The following is an 18928-nucleotide window of genomic DNA, read 5'->3' on the forward strand; positions in this document are numbered from 1 at the left end:
TTCCTACCTTAAGTGGTTAACAAAGTTTCTTGTCACGAGGGACCAAACGGAAGTCTGCTCGTTTTCACGCGAATTAATGTTACAAATTCTATCCATTTCGTTACAAAATGGCATTCGCTTTCTCCATTCTCCTTTACCTGCACTTCCATCAGCATTCCTTGCGGTTTGCTTGCCATGTAGGCGAAAATACAGGCTTACCCTGTTTCTCCAGTCATACAATAGTGGGTTAGGTGGCTTCTCTATACCGGTGGAGTTATTATTTGCGTACATCTAGAAATGAAAAATGTAACTTATCCACATTACCTTTTGGTCAGAGCTTATCAGCATCTTTAGCTCTTTCATCGTATCGGTACTTATAAAGCTTCACTTACGTTCACCATACCACTAGCCTAGCCCTCCAACCACATGATGCTTGCAATTTATGCCCCTCTCACGATTGAGCATCTTCTTTTTCAAGAGGAGGTTCATTGTCCGCATCGCTTGGCACCAACCGGTTGCCCGATTCGCACTGATGCGTAGACTCAGACGGCAAAACATCTGGTTTAATAAGTTTTAGAATCCTTTCAGTTTCTTTCTGAATGAATTCCTCTCCTTTTAAACAATATGACCGAAGACTTTCAGGTCGCACCATCTCAATTATATACCTGTTCCCACTAGAATCCCTGCAAAGAACATCAACAATGCTTTGTTTATCAGAAGCAATTTCAGGGTCCATAATGGTGCTTAAGAATTCTACTTCTTGTATAGTGTTGACTTCAGTACATCCTAAAATATCGTTCAAAAAATGAATAAGAATATTCTTATTTCTCTCAGAGGCTGTCTTGAAAGAAAGAAAAGGGTATGATAAGGTAAGTTAAAAAATAGGAGGTAAAATTGTATCCAAGCGATATAAGTGATAAGGGATGGGAAATTTTGGAGCCACATGTTGCACAAGGAGCAATAGGGAGGCCAAGGAAGCATAACATCAGAGCAATTATTAATGCAATAAGGTATATAATGAGAGGTGGCTGTCAATGGAGAATGCTGCCAAAAGACTTTCCGCCGTGGAAAACAGTTTATGATCATTATTTTAGGTGGAGTAAAAACGGAAAATTGCAGGAAATACATGACACTTTGGTGAAAAAGGTAAGAGAAATGGTTGGTAAAAATAATACACCATCGGTTGGAATAATAGACAGTCAGTCAGTAAAAACGACTCAAAAAGGGGATCCAGAGGTTACGATGCTGGCAAGAAAATAAAAGGCCGTAAACGTCATATTATTGTAGATACACAGGGTCTTATCATTACCGCTGATGTACATAGTGCAAGCGTTCAAGATCGTGACGGAGCTTTGGGTCTTTTTGTTCAAGCGAAAAAGAAAATACCAACATTACAGAAGTTTTTTGCTGATCAAGGATATACGGGTGCTCTGCAAAATCACTGTTTTCTGAAAACGGGATGTCTACTCACAATTGCCAAAAAAGCTAGTGATGCTGTAGGGTTTCAGGTCATTCCTAAGCGATGGATTGTTGAACGGACGTTTGCTTGGCTCTCCAATTTTAGGCGTATGAGTAAGGATTATGAACACTCTCCTCTCACCTCCAAGATTAATATTCTCTTTGATATGATTACTCTTATGCTTAATAAATTAGCTACTTAAATGTTTTCAAGACAGGCTCTCAGTACCAAATATTTTTTTAAATGTTAGGTCCAATTTTGGATCGAGAAATTTAGAAAGAGCCATAGTAAAAATACTGAGAAAAGATTAATAATTATACACTATTATTAACAACTATTCAACCATATTTTTAAGTATAGCTATACCGCCGTGGCGCTAACACGTAGCGGGATGACGAGGTTATCGTCATACCACCGCAAACCGTCATACCGCCGCGGCGCTAACAAGAGATCCCGCTAACACGTAGCGGGATGACGGTTGTCGTTTAGCCATAAACATTAAGAAATTTACCAAACGAAAAAAAAGGCAAAAGAAGCCCCATGGTGGTTGGCTATTTACTATGTACTAAAATATCGGCGTTTTTTTTATTCTAAAACGCTTGATTAAGAGCGATTTAGCTGCTTTTAAATGCAACTCACCTTAGTTTAAATGTTTAAGAAATTTACTAAGCAGAAAAAAAGGCAAAAGAAACCCCGTGTTAGCTAGTTGTCACTCTCTAATCCTGCAAATTGGCGTACTATACTGTCTTAAACGACTTATAAGCGCGTTTCAGCTTATATAGGTAAAAACCTAGAAATGTTGTGAAGACATAAGGTGCACATAGTGCAAAAAATTAAAAATAAGACGCCAACTACGTTGTTTTCTTGCTGTTTAATCCGCACAGATGAAGATAACTGAACACCTTCAATACCATGATAAGAGGACTGGCGGAGTTTGTCAAGCAAGTTTTTCGTTTCTGCGGGCTACTACCCTTTCTTGGTGGACTATAACAGCTGCAGAACCTAAATTGCTTCATACTACACCTTTCCCCTGAAACTAAAATCTATATACTTAACTTTAGAAACTTTAAAATAAGATGCGATCTAATATTAGGCAGTTATTTTACTATATAAAGCCTAATCTATCCTATTTTGTCATAGCTTTTATTGCAGTTTTATTTTCAGCCTTAACGATCCTCCTCTTTGGCAGAGGCTTAAGCAATATAATTGATTCTGGCACAGAGCACGATTTTACTACCAAACTATTAGTTGCAATACTTATAGTTTTAGCCATTTCTCTCACTGCATTTACTCGGTTATATTTCATTGGCATTGGCAGCGAGAAAGTTATCGCAAGAATCAGATATGACTTATATAGCAGTATCACTAACTTGCAACCAAGTTTCTTTGAGAACACAGGCGTACAAGATGTTATCTCAGCGTTAATTACTGATACCTCTGTGCTGCAATCAATAATAAACAGCAGCTTACTAACCATATTACGAAATTTTGTGATTCTGATTGGCAGTGTTGCTATGTTATTATATACAAATATACAACTAACTGCGTATGCAGCCGCAATAATACCTATACTACTCATTATCATGACCTCACTTGGAAAAAAAGTGCGTAGCTATGCACGCTTTGCTCAGGATAAATTAAGTGAGCTTGCGTCATTTAGTGAGGAAAATTTTAGATCTATAGTGACTATCAAATCGTTTGTACTCGAGGAAAACGAAAAAATCCGTTTTAAGGAACATTTAAACTCAGTATCAAAATCATACGTAAAATTAGTACTCTTGCGTGCTATTTTAGTAACTCTAGTTATCACGTGTGTGATAGGTTCACTAGTTGTTTTGCTCTTTTTTGGTATTAAAGAAGTCTTAAGCAATAATATAACTATTGGAGAACTCTCCTCATTTGTGTTTTATTCAGCGCTCGCAGCAGGAGCTATAAATAATTTGAGTGATAATATCAGTGATTTACAACGAGGTCTTGGAATAGTAGAGCGTTTATTTGAATTTAAAAATATGAAAAGCTCTATAGCAGATCCCGATGATCCTATAAAAATTTGTAGTGTTCAAAAAGGAATTTCGTTTAATGGTGTAACATTTTTTTATGAATCTCAGTCTGATAAGCCAGCGTTAAATAACGTATCATTTTCTATAGAGGCAGGTCAAGCAGTATCAATTGTTGGACCATCTGGCAGTGGTAAAAGCACCATTTTAAAGCTTCTGCTCCGTTTTCATGATCCAAACAAAGGTAGCATTACTATCGATGGGCACAACATTAAGTCAATTGCGCTAAATGACCTCAGATCGTTGTTTGGCTTAGTGCCACAAGATCACATGATATTCTCTTGCTCAATAATGGAAAATATACTATATGGCAAACCAGGTGCCGAATATGAGGAAGTGAAGCAAGCAGCCATCAGCGCTTATGCGATGGAATTTATTGATAAGCTGCCTGATAAATTTGATACATTTGTAGGAAAAAGAGGATTAAAACTTTCTGAAGGACAAAAACAACGTATTGTAATAGCAAGAGCCATACTCAAAAACCCTCAGGTTTTAATACTGGATGAAGCAACCTCTGCCCTTGATTACAAAAGTGAGAACCTCGTGCAAAAAGCATTGAGCAAGTTAATGCAAAACAGAACAACAATCGTAATTACACACAGGCTATCAACCGCACTCAAGACTGACAAGATTATAGTAATTAATCATGGAAAAGTAGAAGAAGTAGGCACTCATGACTCTCTAATAAGTAAAGACGGGCTATATGCAAAACTGGCGAAGATACAGTGGAATTGAAAGAAAATTTAAATCATACCGTTAGTTGATATGCTAGATTTATAATTAAAATTATTAAATTTTTAATTTTATTATTTTATAATGGTTCCATAGTTATCCGGAAATTTCGTGATCTGTAGTTTCTTTCATTCACGTTATATTCATAGCTTGTTCTATCTTAATGTAATTCCAATTTTGACTGTATAGGAGGTCTCTATGTTAAAACATAACTATAGTGATAAAATCAATAATCGCTATTCATATACTAACAAATTTTCTTATAGTGATGAGGGTGTAGACGAGACGATCAAGGATAAAATCACAACTGAAGATCAGGTAGTAACTGATGATGTTAAAGAACCTGATGCTGGTAATGATGGTTACAGTGAAGGTATGGCTTTCTCTTACCATGGTTACGGCAACGACTTAATATAAACTCTGATCCAGGAAGATAAAATAGTTAAGATAAACCTTCAACTAGCCCCACTTATTCGCTATATTGTTGGAGGTTTTCATAGTTTTTCTAGTTGATGAACATTTTCAAAAGGGCTTCTTCCTTAATTTTGAGTAAATTAAACGAGTTGAAGCAAAGGGGTATTATAAATACAGATACAACAAACTTTATCGTAGAACCCCCAAGTAACAGAGCACATGGAGACATTTACACAAACGTTGCTATGGTGCTCGCAAAGCATGAAAAGAAGAATCCCATTGAAATTGCAGAGGTTTTAGCCAAAGAATTTGAACTTTTTGATGAAGTTGCAAAAGTGGAAATAGCGGGCCCTGGTTTCATCAACATACACTTAAAAATAAAAGTATGGCATGGGATTTTAAAACAAATAAATGAGCTAAAAACAGAGTTTGGCACCCTAGATATAGGGAACAATCAGGCCATTAATGTTGAATTTGTATCTGCAAATCCAACTGGTCCACTGCATATTGGTCATGCAAGAGGGGCAGTATTTGGTGACGTTCTGGCAAATTTATTGAAAAAAGTTGGTTATAAAGTTACTAAGGAATACTATATTAACGATGCTGGAGCGCAGATAGATACACTAATAAAGTCAGTGTATCTTCGATATAAAGAAGCTCTGGGAGAGAAGGTTAGCATCGAAAAAGGTTTATACCCAGGTGAATATTTGAAACCGATAGGGGAGGAGTTGGCTAAAAAATATGGCAAGGAGCTTCTAAAAAAGCAAGATAATCAGATAATTAGAGACTATACTTTAAGTTCTATCTTAGAACTCATAAAGGAAGACATGAACTTACTTGGAGTAAATCATGATGTTTTTACTTCAGAGTATGAGCTACAAAAAAGTGGCAAAATCGAAGAGAGTATAAAGATATTGTCTGACAAGGGTCTAGTGTATGAAGGGTACCTGGAGAAACCAAAAGGCAAAGAAAGCGAAAATTGGACTTCCAGAAAAGAGATGCTATTTCGCTCTACAAAATTTGGTGATGACGTTGACCGTGCATTGAAGAAAGAGGACGGCAGTTGGACTTATTTTGCCTCGGATATCGCTTACCATTTTGATAAGATATCACGTGGTTTTAACAATATGATCGTAGAGCTTGGTAGTGACCACGGCGGTTATGTCAAAAGACTTAAAGCAGTCGTCTCTGCGCTCAGTGATGATCAAGCAAAAATAGAGGTAAAACTGCATAATATTGTGAATTTTTTCGAGAACGGCAAACCTGTTAAGATGTCCAAAAGATCAGGAAACTTCCTAACAGCAAGAGATGTAGTGGAAGAAGTTGGCAGGGACATAACTCGTTTTATAATGCTAACACGCAAGAATGATATGGTCTTGGACTTTGATTTTGCTAAAGTTAAAGAACAGTCAAAAGACAACCCTATTTTTTACGTGCAATATGCGCATGCTCGTGCTCATTCGTTAATGCGTAATGCTCCAAAAGAGCTCCCAACAGCAGATCCTTCACTTTTAAGGACAGGTGGAGAGCTCTTCCTCATAAAAACCTTAGCAAAGTGGCCAGATGTGGTAGAAATTGCAGCAAGGCTTTGTGAGCCACACAGAATTACTTTCTACTTACTTGAAGTTGCAGAAGCGTTTCACGTTTTATGGGGGTATGGCAAGAGTGATTTAAACATGCGTTTCATACTGGAAGACAACTTAAACCTCACCGCTGCAAGAATGTTTCTCGTGCAGGCCTTAGCACACGTCATCGCTTCTGGACTTTCTATCTTCAATATAGAGCCTTTGGAAGAGATGAGTTGATTTTTTTATGCAAGATTGTTTTTTCAACGAATAGAGAAGTTGACAAAATTAAGTAAAAATGTTATAGTTTATAGTAGTATTTTCTGGTTAATATATGGCTCACAGTCAAAAAAAGCTCAATGTTAATGTAAGTTTTGACAGTAAATTGGCTCAGTATCTTACAGAAATGGCAGAGACTCAAAATAAAACTATTCCTGAAGTTTTAGTAGATTTAGTGGAAGAAGAGTTCGAAGAAGATGTAGAGCTATCCAAAATAGCTGACGATCGCCTCTCTGAAGGTGAAGAAGAAGTAGAGGATGATGAAAACATCTGGAAATAAAACTTACACTATAAAATTCTTAAAAAATGTTATTGAAAAAGAAATTCCAGCTCTTCCGGCAAAGATTAAATTAATGGTTCAGGAGGCCATAAAGAAACGCCTTACAGTTGATCCTTTTAATCTAGGAAAGCCTTTATGTCATAGCTTTAGAGGGCAATATAGGATAAGGGTTAGCAACTACTGTATAATTTACAGCATAAATCATTCAGAGCGCAGAGTACTTATTACTGCAGTGGGGCATAGAAAAAACATTTACAAACACAGGAGATTACACAATTAAAAATATAAGAAGACAACTTAAACCTTACCGCTGCAACTTGTCCAAGCCTTAGCACACGTCATTGCTTCTGGACTTTCTATCTTTAATATAGAGCCGTTAGAAGAAATGAGTTGATTTTTTTTTGTTACAATATGTAATGATCAAAATATTATTCAAAGTAGGGTAAAGTTATGACAATCAGTTTTAGGGAGTATTCAACTGTATTCACTGAAGTTGCGGAACAGACAGATTTAAATGGAAATAACATAATTGAAAGAATAAAAGGGCATTAGCATAGATCCCGCTAACAAGCAGCGGGATGACGGTTGTCAGGGTGTCAGGCTAGTACCTTCTCTTGTCATCCCAGTGCCCAGACACTGGGATCCAGAAAAGTTTGCTTGTTCACAAGCAAACTAGCATGGAAAGTGGTTACAACATTTTCGATGAGATTATATGGAAAACTGTATTCCAGTGTCAAGCACTGGAATACATCACAGGGGCACTGGAATGACACCCTTTACGGGCTCTTAAATTGTAAGAGGTTGTCCGGAAACTAGTAAATTCAAGCATATTCCCTCTTTAACATAACCCTACTCATAGCTAGGTATATGAAATTCTCAGTGGATGTTGTGAGTAAATCATACTCCTTCGATAGCCTTCTATTCCTATTAACCCAAGCAAAAGTCCTTTCTACAACCCATCTTCTTGGCTGTACTTTAAACCCTTGTTCTCTTGTTGGTAGTAGCTCAGGTGGCGTATCTTTGTGCACCCAAAATCTACATGGAGGCCTTGTAACAATTTCAATATCTATGTCATATTCTTCCTTTATGTGATTCTTTAAATTTCTTCCTTGGTATCCCATGTCAGCCCACATTTTTTTAACTTTAGTATATTTTGTTCTCATATTGTTTAATGCTATTTTAATACCATCTCTATCATTTTCGTTAGCAGCGCCTACGTAACAACCTAGTATAAAACCCTTGTATGGTCCCAGAGTGTGATGGTGTGGATTTAGTATAAATAATTCTGGAGACTGTGTCCACTGATAACATATAAATTCATAAGGAGTAAGACCCTTAAGAGTTTTGAGTCTCTTTGCATAATTATAAGCCATAACAAAGTTATAAAGGTGTTCTTTAAGTTGCTGGTGCGATTGATAGTAATACTTCTTAACTGTAGCATCCTTTAAAGTTTTATTCATACGCTCGACTTGCCCATTCGTCCAAGGATGGCTAACTTTTGTCAAACGATGTTCAATAACATTCTCTTCGCAAACTCTATCAAATATATGTTGGAAAGCATACTTATGACGCTTCTGGTTTGTAAATTGTATACCGTTACCTGTCAAAATAGTATGGATTTTATACGGTAAAATTCTAATCAAATTACGTAAGAACTCAGCAGCTATGGGTTTTGTAGCACTGTTACACAACTCAACATAGGTAAATTTGGATGTCCTATCAATAGCAACAAACAAATGTAATTTGCCCTCCTCAGTTCTAACTTCAGCAATATCAATATGAAAGTAACCGATAGGATATTGTTTGAATTTCTTTTTTGACTTAACTTCTCCATCAACAGTTGGTAATCTGCTAATGTTGTGTCTTTGTAAACAACGATGCAAGCTAGAGCGAGTCAAATGCGGAATTGTAGACTGCAGAGCGTAAAGGCAATCATCTAGTGGCAGTAGTGTATACTTGCGAAATGTAACTATTATAGCTTCCTCTTCTAGCGTTAAAACAGTTGATCTTGGATGCTTTGGACCCATATCAGCATCTTTCGTAAATGAACGTTTTCTCCACTTAATAATAGTTTTTGGATTAAGGTTATAATGCTTGGAGAGTTTTGCTATGCTCTCTTTTCTATTTTGTATTGCTCTACGAATCGTCTGTGTTGTTTTGGCGCACCCATGTAATATCTGTCCCATAATGACTCCTTAAATGATGATGATAGTATACCATCACTCTCTGGGACCATACATCTTAGATCCAGGTGCTCATTAACTTTTTTATCGTAAATGCTCAAATTAAAAATTATTGATATTCTTGCTTTTTTTAATCTCTAATCCAGAATTCGGGTTAGCAGTGGTAGCCAAACTTCCCAAACCTGAAAAATTTGGCATCCATCTTTATAACAGCTCTCTTTCCTTAAAGCTGCAATATCCTTTGTCTGTCATAATAATGTGATCCTCTAGTTCAATTCCCACTCCTTGACATGCTGACACTAATTCTCTAGTCATAACTTTATCATCTTCTGATGGTTCTAAACTCCCTCCTGGATGGTTGTGAGCTAATATTATCGATGCTGCCTCCATTGATAATGCCTTTTTTACCACTTTCCTTTCAGATAGGTGCACCTCATCTACTGTACCAAAATACACTTCGTCTCTTATCAAACGGTACTGTGTATCCAAATATATTATCTGGACAGCTTCTTTTGCTGAAAAGCCTATACTTACCCTTACATATTCTATGAGCTTTTCTTGGCTATCCATTACAGGTCCTCTCTTTAACCCTTCTCTTAGTGCCCTCTTGTAAGCTTCTTTAACACATTCAATTGCTGCGGCTGCATGTTCAGTCATTCCGTCTATCATTTTCAGGTCATCGATTTCTCGCCCTAAAATTTCTCCTATTCCTGGGCAATTATCCATTAAAGTTTTAGTAACATTTTGTGCTTGCTTTCTGTCATGAACTGCTCCTAGAAGCACTGCCACTATTTCGCGATCAAATAGAGCACTGCCACTATTTCGCGATCAAATAGAGCACTTCCTCCTCCGCTTTGTAGTACTCTCTCTATTTCTTCTGTAAGTTTTTCACTATTATTCATAAAATATACTCCTCGTTAATAACAAATTGTTTTTAATTGTTTACTGCTACTTTTTTAGCAGTCTTGGCATAAAGCCATAGCTTCCGAGTGAAGTCAAATCAATTTTTCAATCTTTTTTACTTATTTTTTCATCAAGAAGTTAAGATATTAGCAGATGCTTATTTTATCTAATTGAAAATTAATTCTTTATGTAAAAGAAGTTGTTACTATTTTAGAAATAACATCAGTAGAAAAACCTAACTTGAGTAAATTATTTGCAACTTTCATTCCCTCTATTTTATCAATCTTCTCTTTGTAAATTTGCTTTCTTTGCAATAAAAATTCTACCCATATATTTAGCTCATCTCGTGATTCTTGATTGTCAATTTTTCTATATTCCCTCGCCCAACTTAATAACTCATTTTCTGCTTCACCATCTTCATAATTATCTTCTTCCTTTATCAGATCTTCAGCATTCACTGATAATTCTTTTGCTATTTCCCATAACCTTTCACTTAAAAGAGTAACACTACCTTGTTCATAATGGTGTACCTGCGAGGGTCCTACATCTAGCTTTTTTGCTAATTCTTCTTGAGTATATCCCCTTCCACTTTTTTATCTCTTGTCCTCCGTTTGGCTCGTATCTCTCTTTATCGGCATATTCTTCAGTTGATAAGCCTGTTGCTCGATAGATAATCTCAGTATCAAACCCCGCCTTAACTAGATTCTTTGCAATTCTTATTCTTGCTGCTTTTACATTACTTTCTTCCTCAGCTCGGATAGATTTGGTTAATGCGTAAATTGCTTTGCGTCCTCCTGTTTTTTCTATGAAATTATACATTTCTTGGGTCTTAGCTTTGTCAAAACAACTATCTTCTCTTAGCACCTTTCGTCTAGGAAAGAGATTTCTAATAGGGATTGATAACGCTTCAGCTATAACTTTTAGCTTTTCAGTTGGAATGCCACATGTTCCTTGCTCGTATCTTATCAGTGTATGATAGTTTATGCCTGCCTTGTTTGCTAAGTTTTTCAGAGTATATTTTTGTTTTAACCTCCAGCTCCTTACTTTTTGTGCTATCTGGTACCTTATAGAGATATTTGCCATAAATATTATACAGTTTAATACTACCAAATAAAGATATACAAAAGGGATGCTTCTTTCTATGTTTGAATTTTAGTTGAATATTTCTTCACAATTGTGTATAATTATCAATGCTTTTTAGGTTAATTCGTCATGGCTCTTTCTAAGTTTCTCGATCCCAAGAATGATATATCATTTAAGCGCATCTTTGGTACTGAAAAAAATAAGGATATTCTTATTCACTTCCTTAATGATATTCTCGGCTTTTCCGGAAAAAATGCAATACGGGATATAGAGTTTTTAAGTACTATTCAAGACCCTGATATTGCTTCTAAAAAACAAAGCATTGTTGATGTTCTTTGTAGAGATGAAAATGGGCTGCAAGTGATAGTTGAAATGCAGGTCGCTAAAACTAAAGGCTTTGAAAAACGTGCCCAATACTACGCTGCTAAAGCCTATTCAAGACAAGCGGATAAAGGTGATCAATACCATGACCTTAAGGAAATTATCTTTATTGCTATAGCAGATTGTATACTGTTTCCGGACAAGTCTGAGTATAAATCAAAGCATACTATTCGGGATGAAGATACTAATGAACACGATCTAAAAGATTTTTACTTCATATTTATTGAATTGCCAAAATTTCCAAAAACCAAAGAGGATCAGCTTTCAAATATAGTTGAAAAATGGATCTACTTCTTTAAATATGCAGATGAGACTAGTGAAGAAGAGCTGGAAAAAATAATAGGTAGTGATGTAATAATTAAAAAGGCCTATGAAGAGCTAAATAGATTTAACTGGTCAGAAAAAGAATTTATTGCCTATGAACAGGAAATAAAACGTATTCTTGATGAACAGGCTGTCCTCGCTCAAAAACTTGATGATGCTACTGAAAAAGGTAGAGAAGAAGGTAAAGAAGAAGGCATCCAAATCGGACATGAAAAAGGCAGAGCCGAAGGTATTCAAATTGGCTCGGAGAAGGGTGAAAAACAAGCTAAGATAACAGTTGCAAAGAATCTACTAAAAGCAGGTGTTTCTATTGATATTATAGCTCAAACTACTGGTCTTACAGCTGATGAAGTTAAAGACTTAAGCTGATTCTATCTTTTGACACCTAGATGAACATCTTTGTACTAGATGAAAACCCAGTAATTGCAGCACAAATGTTATGTGATAAGCATATAGTAAAAATGCCATTAGAAACTGCTCAGTTATTAAGTAATGTTTTTTCAATAGCATTAAAAGCGCCAAATCCTTTTGTCAGTACCACAGATCAGAATATAGCAGTTCCATATAAACTCACTCACAGCAATCATCCTTGTTCTTTGTGGGCTAGGCAATCGAAAGGGAACTTTTGTTGGTTGATAGAGTACGGAAAAGAATTATGTAAAGAGTACACTTGGCGATACAAAAGAAAGCATAAATCAGAAGAAGTAATAGATTGGTGTGATAGTAATAAGGATTTACTCATTTTTCGATCAGCTGATATGCAAGCTTTTATACAAGCACTGCCCGATCGGTATAAATGTACTAATCCTGTAAAAGCTTATAGGGAGTATTACCTACAGGAAAAGATGAGATTCGCTAAGTGGGAAAATGGAAGAGAAGCACCAGGTTGGATAGTAGGAAATCCGGGAACGTTCAAAGAAGTGTGTCAAACCACATTTTTAATTCAACTCAATTTTTAACCTACCAGGAAAAAAGATATCAAGTTGAGACATAGTTAAAGCCCAATTAGGCAAAGCTGTAGTCCATTTTTGCTCTACCTTTTTTATAGCACAATATACCTGTTTGTACAAGGCATTTGTACTAGTAAATGAGCCCTTAGTTTTAGTAAATTTCCTAATTTGTCTATGCAATCCCTCAATTGGATTGGTAGTGTAAATCAGCTTTCTAACTGGCCCAGAATACTTAAAATAACCAGATAAATTTTCCCAATTGTTTTGCCACGATTTTGTAACCAAGGGATATTTTTCACTCCATTTTTCTTCCAGCTCAAGCAAATAACTCTCAGCAATCTCTTTACTTGAAGCACGATATATTTTTTTCAAATCATTCATGAAAACTTTTACATCTTTGCTAGGCTCTGTGGACAAAAAATATGAAAAGAGAGAAAAAGATGGTAGTTTAGCCTAATAGGTAAAAAATGGAGAAACTACCATATGCAATATTACATCAAAGAGGAAAATTGGAAACAAATTTTAGAGTTCATAAAAAGCGTAAAAGGAATGCACAGCAAAGATGAAAAACGTTTAAGAATATTCATAGAGGCAGTGTGGTAGATAGTGCGAAGTGGTTGCCAATGGAGACTTTTACCAAAAACTTATGGTAATTACAGGAGTATACATAAGCGATTTAAAAGATGGTGTGAAAGAGATGTCTGGAAAAAATTGCTTAAATATACTAAACAAGAGCCTGATTTAGAAGTTGCTATAATCGAAGGTACGATCATCCGAGCCCATCCATGTTCATCTGGATATACAAAAAACTCCAAGGATCAAGAAGCTTTAGGGAGGAGCAAAGGTGGCTTTACAACTAAAATACATGCGCTTGTGGATGCACTTGGAAATCCACTTAAATTTACTCTGACTCCTGGTCAAAGAAATGAAATTACGCAGGCACAAGTGTTGACTGAAAGTATCTATAACTCTACTGTAGTAGGTGACAAGGGCTACGATAGCAATGCCTTTGTTACAAGTCTTGAAGACAAGGGATGTACAGTAGTTATTCCGCCAAAAAGGAATCGAAAAGTGCAAAGGTATTACGATGAGCATATCTACAAAGAACGTCATTTGATTGAGTGTTTTTTTGGTAAAATTAAAAATTTTAGGCGCATTTTTTCCAGATTTGATAAAACTGCTGGGGAACGTTCAAAGAAGTGTGTCAAACCGAAAAAAAGTAATAAATTGATATAAAAAATGGAGGTTTGACAATGAGTCAGAAAGTAGTAAACAGAACTACCGGTTTGGTAGATTATAAAGAATTAGAAACAAATATCCTGTCATCTATACGAGAAGGAAGACCATTGAAAGGAAGAGATGGAGCATTAACACCGTTTATAAAAAGGCTGCTAGAGGCAAGTCTGGAAGGTGAAATAGAAAGCCACATGTCAGCTAAAAGTGAAGAAAATAACCGAAGAAATGGGAGAAACGCAAAAACTTTACGCACGAGTGGAGGCTCATTTGAGCTGCTGACACCAAGAGATAGGGAGGGAAGTTTTGAGCCGCAAATAGTCAAAAAAGGCAAACAAGCCTACATCCAGAACTTGAAGCAAAGGTCTTAAGCACATATGCCAGCGGCATGGGGTATAGAGATATAGTATCACATATAGAAGAAATCTATGATCATAAAATATCGCTAGCAGAAATATCAAACATTACTGACAAGTTACTGCCAGTAATCAATGAATGGCGTAGTCGTCCGCTGCAATCTGTATATCCAATAGTGTTTATGGATGGCATGTTTTTTAAGGTCAAGGAGGACGGGCATTGCGTAAGTAAATGCATGTATAATATATTAGGTATAGATCAAAATGGTAGAAAAGAAGTTTTGGGTTTTTATTTGGCTGAAAGCGAAGGAGCTAACTTTTGGTTGGGAGTGCTAAATGACCTTAAAGAGAGAGGAGTGGAGGATATTTTGATTGCATGTATTGATGGACTAAAAAGCTTTCCTACAGCTATAAATAGTGTATTTCCTAAAGCAGAAGTACAGCTATGTATAGTGCATCAGATAAGGAATTCACTGAAATATGTATCTAGCAAAGATGTAAAAGTTTTCATGAATGATTTGAAAAAAATATATCGTGCTTCAAGTAAAGAGATTGCTGAGAGTTATTTGCTTGAGCTGGAAGAAAAATGGAGTGAAAAATATCCCTTGGTTACAAAATCGTGGCAAAACAATTGGGAAAATTTATCTGGTTATTTTAAGTATTCTGGGCCAGTTAGAAAGCTGATTTACACTACCAATCCAATTGAGGGATTGCATAGACAAATTAGGAAATTTACTAAAACTAAGGGCTCATTTACTAGTACAAATGCCTTGTACAAACAGGTATATTGTGCTATAAAAAAGGTAGAGCAAAAATGGACTACAGCTTTGCCTAATTGGGCTTTAACTATGTCTCAACTTGATATCTTTTTTCCTGGTAGGTTAAAAATTGAGTTGAATTAAAAATGTGGTTTGACACACTTCTTTGAACGTTCCCGGATTTCCTACTATCCAACCTGGTGCTTCTCTTCCATTTTCCCACTTAGCGAATCTCATCTTTTCCTGTAGGTAATACTCCCTATAAGCTTTTACAGGATTAGTACATTTATACCGATCGGGCAGTGCTTGTATAAAAGCTTGCATATCAGCTGATCGAAAAATGAGTAAATCCTTATTACTATCACACCAATCTATTACTTCTTCTGATTTATGCTTTCTTTTGTATCGCCAAGTGTACTCTTTACATAATTCTTTTCCGTACTCTATCAACCAACAAAAGTTCCCTTTCGATTGCCTAGCCCACAAAGAACAAGGATGATTGCTGTGAGTGAGTTTATATGGAACTGCTATATTCTGATCTGTGGTACTGACAAAAGGATTTGGCGCTTTTAATGCTATTGAAAAAACATTACTTAATAACTGAGCAGTTTCTAATGGCATTTTTACTATATGCTTATCACATAACATTTGTGCTGCAATTACTGGGTTTTCATCTAGTACAAAGATGTTCATCTAGGTGTCAAAAGATAGAATCAGCTTAAGTCTTTAACTTCATCAGCTGTAAGACCAGTAGTTTGAGCTATAATATCAATAGAAACACCTGCTTTTAGTAGATTCTTTGCAACTGTTATCTTAGCTTGTTTTTCACCCTTCTCCGAGCCAATTTGAATACCTTCGGCTCTGCCTTTTTCATGTCCGATTTGGATGCCTTCTTCTTTACCTTCTTCTCTACCTTTTTCAGTAGCATCATCAAGTTTTTGAGCGAGGACAGCCTGTTCATCAAGAATACGTTTTATTTCCTGTTCATAGGCAATAAATTCTTTTTCTGACCAGTTAAATCTATTTAGCTCTTCATAGGCCTTTTTAATTATTACATCACTACCTATTATTTTTTCCAGCTCTTCTTCACTAGTCTCATCTGCATATTTAAAGAAGTAGATCCATTTTTCAACTATATTTGAAAGCTGATCCTCTTTGGTTTTTGGAAATTTTGGCAATTCAATAAATATGAAGTAAAAATCTTTTAGATCGTGTTCATTAGTATCTTCATCCCGAATAGTATGCTTTGATTTATACTCAGACTTGTCCGGAAACAGTATACAATCTGCTATAGCAATAAAGATAATTTCCTTAAGGTCATGGTATTGATCACCTTTATCCGCTTGTCTTGAATAGGCTTTAGCAGCGTAGTATTGGGCACGTTTTTCAAAGCCTTTAGTTTTAGCGACCTGCATTTCAACTATCACTTGCAGCCCATTTTCATCTCTACAAAGAACATCAACAATGCTTTGTTTTTTAGAAGCAATATCAGGGTCTTGAATAGTACTTAAAAACTCTATATCCCGTATTGCATTTTTTCCGGAAAAGCCGAGAATATCATTAAGGAAGTGAATAAGAATATCCTTATTTTTTTCAGTACCAAAGATGCGCTTAAATGATATATCATTCTTGGGATCGAGAAACTTAGAAAGAGCCATGACGAATTAACCTAAAAAGCATTGATAATTATACACAATTGTGAAGAAATATTCAACTAAAATTCAAACATAGAAAGAAGCATCCCTTTTGTATATCTTTATTTGGTAGTATTAAACTGTATAATATTTATGGCAAATATCTCTATAAGGTATCAGATAGCACAAAAAGTAAGGAGCTGGAGGCTAAAGCGAGGCTATACTCAAAAAGATTTAGCGGGAAAAATCGGCGTAACGTATCAAATAGTACTACAATATGAAAAAGGAACACGTAAAATTTCGATTGAGAAGTTATACGCTATGGCAGAGATATTATCAATTAATATTAAGGATCTTATTCCTGTATCAAATGAAAAAATCTGTCTTGAAGATGAGGGGGAAGAAATATTAAATTTAGTAAGAGAATATAAAAAGATTAATGATCAAGAGTTACGTAAGATATTTTGTTTACTAACCAAGTTTGTTCAAATTGGTGAGAAAAGTAGTAAAAAAGCAGAGAAAATAAAAATTGCAAAGGGTCTGGTTAAAGGAGGAGTTTCTGTTGATATTGTTGCAAAAACAATTGGTCTCTCTGCTGATGAATGTGTTGAAGAAAAAGGAGGTTCTATTTACTGCCAAATAGGAAAGAAGATAAAAGAATGGAGACTAGTGAGAGAGTATACTCAAAAGGATTTGGCTGAGAAAATGGATACAACACGTGACGAAATAAGCAACTATGAGCAAGGACGTGTGGCCATTCCACTGGAAAAATTATATGCAATAGCAGAAACATTATCAATTAGCATTACAGATCTGCTCATAGAGGAAGATGAGATAGTAGAAGATGAGCTACCTGATTTAATAAAAGAATACAAAAAAATTGGGAGTAAAGAATTACGCTATGCGCTAATAAAATCTCTGTTTGAAAGCATACAAATTTGCGAAGAGAAAGTGAAAAGAGCAGAAAAGATGAAAATTGCAAAAGATTTAGTGAAAGGAGTAATTCCAATCAACATTATTTTGCAAACTGTAGGAATCTCTTTAGACGAAATTCAACAAGTTTAAAATAAAAAAATCATCATATATTAATATATTAACTTCTTGATGAAAAAATAAGTAAAAAAGATTGAGAAATTGATTTGACTTCACTCAAAAGCTATGGCTCTATGCCAATGCTGATAAAAAACAGCAGTAAATATATAAAAACATTTTGTTATTAGTGAAGGGTAATTTTTATGAATAATAAGAGGTTGTCCGGAAACAAGTAAATTCAAGCATATTCCCTCTTTAACATAACCCTACTCATAGCTAGGTATATGAAATTCTCAGTGGATGTTGTGAGTAAATCATACTCCTTCGATAGCCTTCTATTCCTATTAACCCAAGCAAAAGTCCTTTCTACAACCCATCTTCTTGGCTGTACTTTAAACCCTTGTTCTCTTGTTGGTAGTAGCTCAGGTGGCGTATCTTTGTGCACCCAAAATCTACATGGAGGCCTTGTAACAATTTCAATATCTATGTCATATTCTTCCTTTATGTGATTCTTTAAATTTCTTCCTTGGTATCCCATGTCAGCCCACATTTTTTTAACTTTAGTATATTTTGTTCTCATATTGTTTAATGCTATTTTAATACCATCTCTATCATTTTCGTTAGCAGCGCCTACGTAACAACCTAGTATAAAACCCTGAGTGTCTGTAATTATATGCCTTTTTCTACCCTTTACTTTTTTACTTCCATCATAGCCTTTGATCCCCCCTTTTCTGTAGTCTTTACAGATTGACTATCTACTATACAGGCACTCGGCTGCTCATTCCTTCCTATTTTTCTTCTACTATATTTTGTAATTTCATAATTCATTTTCTCAAAAATTCCCTGCTTCTTCCATTGCCTGAACTGCTCATACACAGTCTTCCATAGCGGAAAATCATTTGGTAAATACCGCCATTGACACCCTGTACGCAATACATAGAAAATTGCTTCTAATATTTCTCTTTTGCTATACTTTGGCGGCCTTCCTCCTTTCTTGTATGATACTCTGAAGTGTTTTTCTATTCTTGCCCATTCCCTTTCGCTTAGATCTGTTGGATATTTTTTTCTCATCTTTACCCCGTACTAAAATTTCAGATATTATAGCCTTTTACTTGTTTCCGGACAACCTCTGACTACTAAGATCTTGGGAATAAACATACTCTGAGTACTGCTGACTGAACATAAACTTTATAAAATTAGATTAACAAACTATAATAAGAAACCAATGGTCTGAGCAAGTGTTATATACCCCACCAGAAAAATTGTCTTACTTTAGATAAAAACTTCCTGAAAAATAAATATAATGAGTAGTTTTCTAAATTCCTT

At 35.6% G+C, this 18928-nt stretch carries 15 protein-coding genes and 7 pseudogenes; 11 read left to right on the forward strand and 11 right to left on the reverse strand.

From position 1 onward, the window contains the following. Positions 1-3: 3 nt before the first annotated feature. Positions 4-270: a hypothetical protein gene (locus AACH21_RS04920; RefSeq protein WP_338482311.1), complete on the reverse strand. Its 267-nt coding sequence runs from the start codon at positions 268-270 to the stop codon at positions 4-6. A gap of 358 nt (positions 271-628) precedes the next feature. Further along, positions 629-811, reverse strand: a pseudogene (locus AACH21_RS04925) (PD-(D/E)XK nuclease family transposase); the annotation flags it as partial. 62 nt (positions 812-873) lie between these two features. Between AACH21_RS04925 and AACH21_RS07155 the strand changes: the two are divergent. The 6 genes from AACH21_RS07155 (at position 874) to AACH21_RS04960 (ending at position 7045) form a co-directional block, all read left to right on the forward strand. Further along, a protein-coding gene (locus tag AACH21_RS07155) for an IS5 family transposase (RefSeq protein ID WP_410529903.1) occupies positions 874-1640 on the forward strand; the annotation gives its coding sequence in 2 pieces (ribosomal slippage) (positions 874-1201 and positions 1201-1640; 768 coding nt in all). Positions 1641-2514: 874 nt separating this feature from the next. Continuing rightward, positions 2515-4230 (forward strand): ABC transporter ATP-binding protein, encoded by a 1716-nt coding sequence (locus tag AACH21_RS04940; RefSeq protein ID WP_338482343.1) that lies wholly within the window; start codon positions 2515-2517, stop codon positions 4228-4230. Positions 4231-4425: 195 nt separating this feature from the next. Beyond that, positions 4426-4644 (forward strand): hypothetical protein, encoded by a 219-nt coding sequence (locus AACH21_RS04945; RefSeq protein ID WP_077188094.1) that lies wholly within the window; start codon positions 4426-4428, stop codon positions 4642-4644. A 95-nt stretch (positions 4645-4739) separates the two neighbouring features. Continuing rightward, positions 4740-6446 (forward strand): arginine--tRNA ligase, encoded by a 1707-nt coding sequence (argS, locus tag AACH21_RS04950; protein WP_338482344.1) that lies wholly within the window; start codon positions 4740-4742, stop codon positions 6444-6446. A 94-nt stretch (positions 6447-6540) separates the two neighbouring features. Further along, a complete protein-coding gene (locus AACH21_RS04955) occupies positions 6541-6765 on the forward strand; it encodes a hypothetical protein (RefSeq protein WP_010962565.1) in 225 nt (74 codons plus the stop codon). Continuing rightward, positions 6743-7045 (forward strand): type II toxin-antitoxin system RelE family toxin, encoded by a 303-nt coding sequence (locus AACH21_RS04960; RefSeq protein ID WP_236717735.1) that lies wholly within the window; start codon positions 6743-6745, stop codon positions 7043-7045. The genes AACH21_RS04955 and AACH21_RS04960 overlap by 23 nt, the downstream gene beginning before the upstream one ends. 541 nt (positions 7046-7586) lie before the next feature. Here the strand turns inward: AACH21_RS04960 and AACH21_RS04965 are convergent. The 5 genes and pseudogenes from AACH21_RS04965 to AACH21_RS04985 form a co-directional block, all read right to left on the reverse strand. After that, positions 7587-8006: pseudogene (locus AACH21_RS04965) on the reverse strand (IS5-like element ISWpi1 family transposase); the annotation flags it as partial. Then, a pseudogene (locus tag AACH21_RS04970) lies at positions 8007-8951 on the reverse strand (IS481 family transposase); the annotation flags it as partial. It abuts the pseudogene before it with no gap. Between the two features lie 201 nt (positions 8952-9152). Further along, complete coding sequence (locus AACH21_RS04975) at positions 9153-9737, reverse strand: RadC family protein (RefSeq protein ID WP_338482346.1); 585 nt, start codon at positions 9735-9737, stop codon at positions 9153-9155. Positions 9738-10036: 299 nt separating this feature from the next. Next, positions 10037-10384 (reverse strand): annotated as a pseudogene (locus tag AACH21_RS04980) (transcriptional regulator); the annotation flags it as partial. Beyond that, positions 10368-10934, reverse strand: a complete 567-nt coding sequence (locus AACH21_RS04985; protein WP_338482348.1) for a helix-turn-helix transcriptional regulator — start codon at positions 10932-10934, stop codon at positions 10368-10370. The pseudogene AACH21_RS04980 and the gene AACH21_RS04985, both read right to left, overlap by 17 nt. 129 nt (positions 10935-11063) lie before the next feature. On the opposite strand from AACH21_RS04985, the gene AACH21_RS04990 reads away from it, so the two are divergent. Together AACH21_RS04990 and AACH21_RS04995 are read left to right on the forward strand one after the other, a co-directional pair. After that, complete coding sequence (locus AACH21_RS04990) at positions 11064-12008, forward strand: Rpn family recombination-promoting nuclease/putative transposase (RefSeq protein WP_338482349.1); 945 nt, start codon at positions 11064-11066, stop codon at positions 12006-12008. Between the two features lie 20 nt (positions 12009-12028). Next, positions 12029-12598, forward strand: coding sequence for a pyrimidine dimer DNA glycosylase/endonuclease V (locus tag AACH21_RS04995; protein WP_338482350.1), 570 nt, complete (start codon positions 12029-12031; stop codon positions 12596-12598). On the opposite strand, the pseudogene AACH21_RS05000 reads toward AACH21_RS04995, so the two are convergent. Next, a pseudogene (locus AACH21_RS05000) lies at positions 12578-12991 on the reverse strand (transposase); the annotation flags it as partial. The gene AACH21_RS04995 and the pseudogene AACH21_RS05000 sit on opposite strands and share 21 nt — an antisense overlap. Positions 12992-13072: 81 nt before the next feature. Here AACH21_RS05000 and AACH21_RS05005 point away from each other — a divergent pair. Then, positions 13073-13825, forward strand: a pseudogene (locus tag AACH21_RS05005) (IS5 family transposase). Between the two features lie 17 nt (positions 13826-13842). Then, positions 13843-15080: pseudogene (locus AACH21_RS05010) on the forward strand (IS256 family transposase). Here AACH21_RS05010 and AACH21_RS05015 read toward each other — a convergent pair. Together AACH21_RS05015 and AACH21_RS05020 are read right to left on the reverse strand one after the other, a co-directional pair. Beyond that, complete coding sequence (locus AACH21_RS05015) at positions 15060-15629, reverse strand: pyrimidine dimer DNA glycosylase/endonuclease V (RefSeq protein WP_338482350.1); 570 nt, start codon at positions 15627-15629, stop codon at positions 15060-15062. The pseudogene AACH21_RS05010 and the gene AACH21_RS05015 sit on opposite strands and share 21 nt — an antisense overlap. Before the next feature lie 20 nt (positions 15630-15649). Beyond that, on the reverse strand, positions 15650-16594 hold the full coding sequence (locus AACH21_RS05020; protein ID WP_338482349.1) for an Rpn family recombination-promoting nuclease/putative transposase: 945 nt from the start codon (positions 16592-16594) through the stop codon (positions 15650-15652). 129 nt (positions 16595-16723) lie between these two features. Between AACH21_RS05020 and AACH21_RS05025 the strand changes: the two genes are divergently transcribed. Beyond that, positions 16724-17635, forward strand: a complete 912-nt coding sequence (locus tag AACH21_RS05025; RefSeq protein WP_338482351.1) for a helix-turn-helix transcriptional regulator — start codon at positions 16724-16726, stop codon at positions 17633-17635. A 205-nt stretch (positions 17636-17840) separates the two neighbouring features. On the opposite strand, the gene AACH21_RS05030 is transcribed toward AACH21_RS05025, so the two are convergent. Next, positions 17841-18673, reverse strand: a protein-coding gene (locus tag AACH21_RS05030; RefSeq protein WP_236514306.1) for an IS5-like element ISWpi1 family transposase whose coding sequence is annotated in 2 segments (ribosomal slippage) — positions 17841-18304 and positions 18304-18673 — 834 coding nt in all. Because the reading frame shifts where the segments join, the coding sequence is not laid out codon by codon here. Positions 18674-18928 lie beyond the last annotated feature (255 nt).

It is taken from the genome of Wolbachia endosymbiont (group A) of Ophion costatus (assembly GCF_963969245.1).
Taxonomy (GTDB): domain Bacteria; phylum Pseudomonadota; class Alphaproteobacteria; order Rickettsiales; family Anaplasmataceae; genus Wolbachia; species Wolbachia pipientis.

Excerpts from the sequence above, each read along its gene's own strand:
- AACH21_RS04920 (WP_338482311.1), bottom strand. The coding sequence starts at position 270 with ATGTACGCAAATAATAACTCCACCGGTATAGAGAAGCCACCTAACCCA.
- AACH21_RS04940 (WP_338482343.1), top strand. The coding sequence starts at position 2,515 with ATGCGATCTAATATTAGGCAGTTATTTTACTATATAAAGCCTAATCTA.
- AACH21_RS04945 (WP_077188094.1), top strand. The coding sequence starts at position 4,426 with ATGTTAAAACATAACTATAGTGATAAAATCAATAATCGCTATTCATAT.
- argS (WP_338482344.1), top strand. The coding sequence starts at position 4,740 with ATGAACATTTTCAAAAGGGCTTCTTCCTTAATTTTGAGTAAATTAAAC.
- AACH21_RS04955 (WP_010962565.1), top strand. The coding sequence starts at position 6,541 with ATGGCTCACAGTCAAAAAAAGCTCAATGTTAATGTAAGTTTTGACAGT.
- AACH21_RS04960 (WP_236717735.1), top strand. The coding sequence starts at position 6,743 with ATGATGAAAACATCTGGAAATAAAACTTACACTATAAAATTCTTAAAA.
- AACH21_RS04985 (WP_338482348.1), bottom strand. The coding sequence starts at position 10,934 with ATGGCAAATATCTCTATAAGGTACCAGATAGCACAAAAAGTAAGGAGC.
- AACH21_RS04990 (WP_338482349.1), top strand. The coding sequence starts at position 11,064 with ATGGCTCTTTCTAAGTTTCTCGATCCCAAGAATGATATATCATTTAAG.
- AACH21_RS04995 (WP_338482350.1), top strand. The coding sequence starts at position 12,029 with ATGAACATCTTTGTACTAGATGAAAACCCAGTAATTGCAGCACAAATG.
- AACH21_RS05015 (WP_338482350.1), bottom strand. The coding sequence starts at position 15,629 with ATGAACATCTTTGTACTAGATGAAAACCCAGTAATTGCAGCACAAATG.
- AACH21_RS05020 (WP_338482349.1), bottom strand. The coding sequence starts at position 16,594 with ATGGCTCTTTCTAAGTTTCTCGATCCCAAGAATGATATATCATTTAAG.
- AACH21_RS05025 (WP_338482351.1), top strand. The coding sequence starts at position 16,724 with ATGGCAAATATCTCTATAAGGTATCAGATAGCACAAAAAGTAAGGAGC.